Below are 6927 nucleotides of genomic sequence, written 5' to 3' on the forward strand. Positions count from 1 at the left end.
GGCGGCAGCCGCGTGCCAGCGGGGCGTGCGGGTCCCTGGCCGGTGCGGGGCACAGGCCCCGGGCCCGGGGCGCGGGGCGGACGGTGGGCACGGGTGCGGTCAGCCCCGTCCGTGCCGGAGCGCGGGGTGCGCGCCCGCGGCGACCAGGTCGGCGACGGCCCCCCGCGGGTCGCGGCCGGTGACCAGGGACTCGCCCACCAGCACCGCGTCGGCGCCGGCGTTGGCGTACGCGATGAGGTCGTGCGGGCCGCGGACACCGGACTCGGCGACCTTGACGATGTGGTCGGGGATCTCGGGGGCGACCCGCTCGAAGGTGAAGCGGTCGACCTTGAGGTCCTTCAGGTTGCGCGCGTTGACGCCGACGATCTTCGCCCCGGCGTCCACGGCGCGCTCCGCCTCCTCCTCGTCGTGCGCCTCGACGAGCGGGGTGAGACCGATCGACTCGGCGCGCTCGATCAGCGAGACCAGGGCCTCCTGGTCGAGGGCGGCGACGATCAGCAGGGCGAGGTCGGCGCCGTACGCGCGCGCCTCCCACAGCTGGTAGGAGGTGACGATGAAGTCCTTGCGCAGGACCGGGATGTCGACCTTGGCGCGGACCGCCTCCAGGTCGGCGAGCGAACCGCCGAAGCGGCGCTCCTCGGTGAGGACCGAGATGACGGACGCGCCGCCGGCCTCGTAGTCCGCGGCGAGCGCGGCCGGGTCGGCGATGGCGGCCAGGGCCCCCTTGGAGGGGCTGGAGCGCTTGACCTCGCAGATGACGGTCACACCCTCGCCGCGCAGCGCGGCGACTCCGTCCTTGGCCTGGGGAGCACGCGCCGCGCGTTCCTTGAGCTCGTCGAGGCTGACGCGCGCCTGTCGCTCCGCGAGGTCGGCGCGGACGCCGTCGATGATCTCGTCGAGCACACTCACGCGAGCGGCCCCCTTCCGGAACGGTGATGGAACAGGATCAGCCGTATCGATGGTATCCGCAGGAGGGCCCTGGGCCCGCATCCGGCGCCGTCACGTCCCACCAGCTGGGCGTTCACGGCGCCAGCGCCGATCCGAACGGCAGGTTCCGGACGACGGAGAAGACCACCAGCACCGCGCCGACGCCCCACCAGTAGCCGGGCGCCAGAGCGATCCGCAGGGGCTTGCCGCGGACGGCGCGGACCGTCCAGAGCAGCCAGACCACGGCGAAGACGGCGTACCCGACGACGGCCACGGCGTTGGCGCCCAGCGCCGTGACGAGGTCGCCGTGGGCGAAGGCGTGGGCGCTGCGCAGTCCGCCGCAGCCGGGGCAGAGCAGCCCGGTGAGGCGGAGCAGGGGGCAGACCGGGTAGTGGCCGGGCTCGTTGGGGTCGACCGCGGCCACGTATCCGAAGGCGCCGACGACGGCCGCCATGACGCCCGCGGGGACGAGGACCCGGCGGAGCCGGGAGGCCGGCGCGGGGGCGCAGGGGAAGAGGGGGCCGCCCGGGGGCCCGGGGGGTGGCGGCGGTCCGGGGGCGGCCGGTGTACGGGGGCCGGGGGCCGGGTCGGGGGCGGCGTGGGCCGGGTCCGGGGCGGCGGGGGAAGAGGCTGAGGCGTCCACCCGCTGATTGTCCCCGCTGACGTGAGAAGGCGCAGCCCACCGGGGGCTGCGCCTCGCGTCGTGTCCCGCCTCGGCGGTCCTCAGCTCGTGGTCTGCGCCCGCGCGGCGTGCGACCGGGCGGTGGCCAGGTCGGCCGACTCCTTCGGCATGCCGAGGCCTGCGGTCTTCATGGCGAAGCCGACGAGTCCGCCGAGGAGGACCACGCCCATGCCTGCCCAGAAGCCGACCGGGTTCGCCGCCACCATGAAGACTCCGGCGACGCAGAAGCCGATGAACGAGATGATGACACCGGTCCAGGCGGCCGGGGTGTGTCCGTGGCTGCTGCCCGCCATGAGTTGCTCCTCGTTGGTGTTGCGCTGAAGGTATCGCTGTTCGGAAAGCTCACATCCATTGTCCCGTACGGGCCGGTAGGACGTGAGGTGGGGGTCATGCCTCGCGCGTCGGGTCCTCGCCGCGGTCCAGTGCCTTCCACAGGTCCTCGGGGCGGTCGGGGTCCGGGGCGGCACGGGGGGCCTTGCGGGGGCGCGGGGTCCCGTCGCGCTCGTACCGGCCCGACATGGCGGGCCAGCGGCGGCCGTAGCGCAGGGCGAGCAGCCCGGCGAGCAGGATCAGCAGCCCGCCGGCGGCCGTGAGGTAGGGCCAGACCGTGTGGCTGAGGGCGTCGACGGTGGTCGCGGCGTTCCCGGTGGACTGCGCGGCCTTCGCGTTCAGGGCGTCCCGGTCCGAGGCGCCGGCGTAGGCGCTCAGTCCGGCGCCGAGGCCGCTGGCGGTCAGGAGTCCGGCGACGACGAGCCGTCCGGGGCCCCGGACCGCGAAGACCGCCACGAGGGCCGCCAGACCGACCACGGCGAGGGCGGCGGGCAGGCCGGTGATGTCCCGGCCGTCCGCGCTGAGCGGGAGGGTGCCGCCGCCGACGGCGGCCTTGCCCTCGGCCCAGGGCCGGCCGGAGGCCAGCAGGACGACGGTGGCGCCGGCCGCTCCGAGGAGCAGGCCTGCGGCCAGGCTGCGGCGGCTGCCGGGGCTGTCGGGTGACGAGGCGGCTCGGGCACGGGGCTGGGGTACGGGGACGGCGCTCACGTACCCCACTATCCCTCACCGCCTCCACGGGAGTGGAGGCGGTTCGCCGTGTGCACCGCGCGCAGGACCGCGGCGGCCTTGTTGCGGCACTCGGTGTCCTCGGCGACGGGGTCGGAGTCGGCGACGACACCGGCCCCGGCCTGGACGTAGGCGGTGCCGTCGCGGAGCAGGGCGGTCCGGATGGCGATGGCGGTGTCGGAGTCGCCGGCGAAGTCCAGATAGCCGACGCAGCCGCCGTAGAGCCCGCGGCGGGTGGGTTCGAGCTCCTCGATGATCTGCAGGGCGCGCGGCTTGGGGGCGCCGGAGAGGGTGCCCGCGGGGAAGCACGCGGTGAGGACGTCGAAGGCGCCGCGGCCTTCGGCGACGCGCCCGGTGACGGTGGAGACGATGTGCATCACGTGCGAGTAGCGCTCGACCGACATGAAGTCGACGACCTCGACGCTGCCGGGCGCGCAGACCCGGCCCAGGTCGTTGCGGCCGAGGTCGACGAGCATCAGGTGCTCGGCGCGCTCCTTGGGGTCGGCGAGGAGTTCCTCGGCGAGCGCCTGGTCCTCCTGCGGGGTGGCTCCGCGGTGCCGGGTCCCGGCGATCGGGTGGACCATCGCCCGGCCGTCCTCGACCTTGACCAGTGCCTCGGGGCTGGAGCCGACGACGTCGAATCCGTCGAGGCGCAGGAGGTACATGTACGGCGACGGGTTGGTGGCGCGCAGCACCCGGTAGACGTCCAGCGCGGGGGCGGTGCACGGTGTCTCGAAGCGCTGGGAGGGGACCACCTGGAAGGCCTCTCCGGCCCTGATGCGCTCCTTGACGTCGTCGACGGCGTCCCGGTAGTCCTGCCCGCCCCACCGGGCGGTGTAGGGCGGGAGCTCGGAGGGCGGGAGGGCGGCGGGGGCGTTCTCCACCGGCCGGGACAGGTCGCGCTGCATGGCGTCCAGCCGGGCCACGGCGTCCGCGTACGCCTCGTCGACGCCGGTGTCCGTGTCGTTGTGGTTGATCGCGTTGGCGATCAGCAGGACGGTGCCGTCGCCGTGGTCCAGCACCGCGAGGTCCGAGGTGAGCAGCATCGTCAGCTCGGGCAGTTCCAGGTCGTCGCCGCCGTGCTCGGTGATCTTCTCCAGCCGGCGTACGACGTCGTACCCGAGGTAGCCGACCATGCCCCCGGTGAAGGGCGGCAGCCCGGCGTCGCCGACGAGGTCGCGCGGGGTGTGGAGCGCCTCCACCGTGGCGCGCAGGGCGTGCAGGGGGTCGCCGTCGAGGGGGACGCCGACGGGCGGGGTGCCGATCCAGTGGGCCTCGCCGTCACGGACGGTGAGGGTGGCGGCGCTGCGCACCCCGACGAAGGAGTAACGGGACCAGGTGCGGCCGTTCTCCGCGGATTCGAGGAGGAAGGTGCCGGTGCGCTCGGCCGCGAGCTTGCGGTAGAGCCCCACCGGGGTGTCACCGTCCGCGAGGAGCCGGCGGCTGACGGGGATGACGCGCCGGTCGACGGCGAGCTTGCGGAAGGTCTCGAGATCCATGGCGGCTGACCCTACCGGGGCCCGGTGAGCAGGAGGACGTCCTCGTCGAAGCAGGTGCGGTCGCCGGTGTGGCAGGCGGCGCCCGTCTGGTCGACCTTCACCAGGACGGTGTCGGCGTCGCAGTCGAGGGCGACGGACCTCACCCGCTGGACGTGGCCGGAGGTGTCGCCCTTGACCCAGTACTCCTGGCGGCTGCGGGACCAGTAGGTGCAGCGGCCCGTGGTCAGGGTGCGGTGCAGGGCCTCGTCGTCCATCCAGCCGAGCATGAGCACCTCACCGGTGTCGTACTGCTGGGCGATGGCCGGGACCAGCCCGTCGGGGCCGCGCTTGAGGCGGGCGGCGACTGCCGGGTCGAGGCTGCTGGCGGGTACGGGGCCGGGCGTGCTGGTCATACGCCCATTGTGCCGCGCCGGAGCGGGGATCCTGGGCGCGCGTCCACTGGGCGGACGGTGTGTCCCCGCCGTACGCTGGCGGGCATGTCGACCCATGCGAAGCGTGAACGTCTTCTGCTCGCCGACCTGTTGGAGGCGGCGGGCCCCGAGGCCCTGACCCTGTGCGACGGCTGGAGGACCCGGGACCTGGCCGCCCACGTCGTGGTGCGCGAGCGCCGGGCGGACGCGGCGGGCGGGATCCTGCTGGGCGCGCTGAAGAACCGGCTGGAACGGGTGCAGGCCGAGTTCGCCGAGAAGCCGTACGAGGAGCTGATCCAGCTCATCCGTACGGGGCCGCCCCGGATGTCGCCGTTCGGTCTGAAGCAGATCGACGAGGCGGCCAACACCGTGGAGTTCTACATCCACGCGGAGGACGTCCGCCGGGCCCAGCCGGACTGGTCGCGGCGTGACCTGGACCCGGTCTTCGCCGACGTGCTGTGGTCGCGCACGGAGAGGACGGCCCGGGTGATGGGGCGCCGCGCCCCGGTGGGCCTGGTGCTGCGCCGGCCGGACGGCCAGACGGTGGTGGCCCACAAGGGCGCTCCGGTGGTGACGGTCACCGGTGAGCCGGGTGAGCTGCTGCTGTTCGCGGCCGGGCGGCAGGACGCGGCCCGGGTGGAGCTGGAGGGCGACAAGGACGCGCTGGCCAGGCTGCACACGGCGGAACTCGGCCTGTAGGGACATCAGGACACCCGGACCCGCGCCGCCCCCGGGGCCCGGTCCTCTCCGGGCCCCGGGGGCGGGCCGGGCGTCAGCGGACCGGGCGTCCGGCCTCCCGCAGCGCGCCCTTCACCTCGGAGATCCGCAGGTCACCGAAGTGGAAGACGGACGCGGCCAGGACCGCGTCGGCACCCGCGTCGACGGCGGGCGCGAAGTCCTGGAGCCGGCCCGCTCCCCCGGAGGCGATGACGGGGACACTGACGTGCGCCCGTACCGCCTTGATCATCTCGGTGTCGTAGCCGTCCTTGGTGCCGTCGGCGTCCATCGAGTTGAGCAGGATCTCCCCGGCGCCGAGCTCGGCCGCCCGGTGCGCCCATTCGACGGCGTCGATGCCGGTGCCCCGGCGCCCTCCGTGCGTGGTCACCTCGAAGGTGCCCTCCGGGGTGCGGCGGGCGTCGACGGACAGGACGAGCACCTGCCGCCCGAAGCGTTCGGCGATCTCCCGGATCAGGTCGGGGCGGGCGATGGCCGCGGTGTTGACGCCGACCTTGTCGGCCCCGGCCCGCAGCAGCTTGTCCACGTCGTCCGGGGTGCGGACGCCGCCGCCGACGGTGAGCGGGATGAACACCTGCTCGGCGGTGCGCCGCACCACGTCGTAGGTGGTCTCGCGGTCGCCGCTGGACGCGGTGATGTCCAGGAAGGTCAACTCGTCGGCGCCCTCGGCGTCGTACAGCTCGGCCATCTCGACGGGGTCGCCCGCGTCGCGCAGGTTCTGGAAGTTGACGCCCTTGACGACGCGGCCGCCGTCCACGTCCAGGCACGGGATGACCCGTACGGCGAGACTCATCGCTTCCCTCCCCGGTAGGCCTCGACCTCGACCTCGACGACCAGGCTCGGGTCCACGAGACCGGAGACGATGATCATCGACGCGGCGGGGCGTACGTCGTCGAACAGTTCCTTGTGGGCGCGGCCCACCTCGTCCACGTCCCGGGCGTGCGTGACGTACATCCGGGTGCGGACGACGTCCTCGCGGCCCAGGCCCGCCTGCTCCAGCGCCTCGAAGGCGGCCTCGAAGGAGGCGACGGCCTGCTCGTACGGGCCGCCCGCGGCGATCCGGCCGCCGGCCACCGAGGTGCACCCGGAGACGAGGACGAGCCCGCCCGGCAGTTCGACCGCACGGGAGTGGCCGAAGGCCTCCTCCCACGGGCCGCCCGAGGAGAAGCGGCGTACGGAGTCCGTCATCCGGAGACCGCCTTGAGGGCCTCCTCCAGGGTGAACGCCTTGGCGTACAGGGCCTTGCCGACGATCGCGCCCTCGACGCCCTCGGGCACGAGCGAGGAGATGGCCCGCAGGTCGTCGAGCGAGGAGACGCCGCCGGAGGCGACGACCGGCTTGTCGGTGGCGGCGCAGACGTTCTTCAGGAGCTCCAGGTTGGGGCCCTGGAGCGTGCCGTCCTTGGCGATGTCGGTGACGACGTAGCGGGCGCAGCCCTCGGAGTCGAGACGGGCGAGCGTCTCGTAGAGGTCGCCGCCGTCGCGGGTCCAGCCGCGGCCGCGCAGCGTGGTGCCCCGGACGTCGAGGCCGACGGCGATCTGGTCGCCGTGCTCCGCGATGACCTTGGCGACCCACTCCGGGGTCTCCAGGGCGGCGGTGCCGAGGTTGACGCGGCGGG

Annotated in this window: 10 protein-coding genes; 1 reads left to right on the forward strand and 9 read right to left on the reverse strand. The window is 74.2% G+C overall.

Annotated features, from left to right (window positions below):
- Positions 1–99 precede the first annotated feature (99 nt).
- The 6 genes from trpC to hisI form a co-directional block, all read right to left on the reverse strand.
- Positions 100–909, reverse strand: coding sequence for an indole-3-glycerol phosphate synthase TrpC (trpC, locus tag IH13_RS0131950; RefSeq protein ID WP_031089892.1), 810 nt, complete (start codon positions 907–909; stop codon positions 100–102).
- A 112-nt stretch (positions 910–1021) separates the two neighbouring features.
- Positions 1022–1570, reverse strand: coding sequence for a DUF2752 domain-containing protein (locus IH13_RS0131955; RefSeq protein WP_031089894.1), 549 nt, complete (start codon positions 1568–1570; stop codon positions 1022–1024).
- Between the two features lie 80 nt (positions 1571–1650).
- Positions 1651–1902, reverse strand: coding sequence for an HGxxPAAW family protein (locus IH13_RS0131960; protein WP_031089896.1), 252 nt, complete (start codon positions 1900–1902; stop codon positions 1651–1653).
- Between the two features lie 94 nt (positions 1903–1996).
- Positions 1997–2656, reverse strand: a complete 660-nt coding sequence (locus IH13_RS0131965) for a TIGR02234 family membrane protein (RefSeq protein WP_031089898.1) — start codon at positions 2654–2656, stop codon at positions 1997–1999.
- A complete protein-coding gene (locus IH13_RS0131970; RefSeq protein ID WP_031089900.1) occupies positions 2656–4164 on the reverse strand; it encodes an anthranilate synthase component I in 1509 nt (502 codons plus the stop codon). The genes IH13_RS0131965 and IH13_RS0131970 overlap by 1 nt, the downstream gene beginning before the upstream one ends.
- 11 nt (positions 4165–4175) lie before the next feature.
- Positions 4176–4556: a phosphoribosyl-AMP cyclohydrolase gene (gene hisI, locus IH13_RS0131975; protein ID WP_031089902.1), complete on the reverse strand. Its 381-nt coding sequence runs from the start codon at positions 4554–4556 to the stop codon at positions 4176–4178.
- Positions 4557–4640: 84 nt separating this feature from the next.
- On the opposite strand from hisI, the gene IH13_RS0131980 reads away from it, so the two are divergent.
- A complete protein-coding gene (locus tag IH13_RS0131980) occupies positions 4641–5273 on the forward strand; it encodes a TIGR03085 family metal-binding protein (protein WP_031089904.1) in 633 nt (210 codons plus the stop codon).
- A gap of 73 nt (positions 5274–5346) precedes the next feature.
- Here IH13_RS0131980 and hisF read toward each other — a convergent pair whose 3' ends face one another.
- The 3 genes from hisF to IH13_RS0131995 all read right to left on the reverse strand — a co-directional run.
- A complete protein-coding gene (hisF, locus tag IH13_RS0131985) occupies positions 5347–6102 on the reverse strand; it encodes an imidazole glycerol phosphate synthase subunit HisF (protein WP_031089905.1) in 756 nt (251 codons plus the stop codon).
- The gene (locus IH13_RS0131990) at positions 6099–6497 is read right to left on the reverse strand and encodes a RidA family protein (RefSeq protein ID WP_031089907.1); all 399 of its coding nucleotides are present in this window, start codon (positions 6495–6497) and stop codon (positions 6099–6101) included. Before IH13_RS0131990 ends, hisF begins: the two co-directional genes overlap by 4 nt.
- A partial coding sequence (locus IH13_RS0131995; protein ID WP_031089909.1) for a HisA/HisF-related TIM barrel protein occupies positions 6494–6927 on the reverse strand: 434 nt, incomplete at its 5' end. The genes IH13_RS0131990 and IH13_RS0131995, both read right to left, overlap by 4 nt.

The sequence above is a fragment of the Streptomyces sp. NRRL WC-3549 genome (genome assembly GCF_000721935.1).
Lineage (GTDB): Bacteria > Actinomycetota > Actinomycetes > Streptomycetales > Streptomycetaceae > Streptomyces.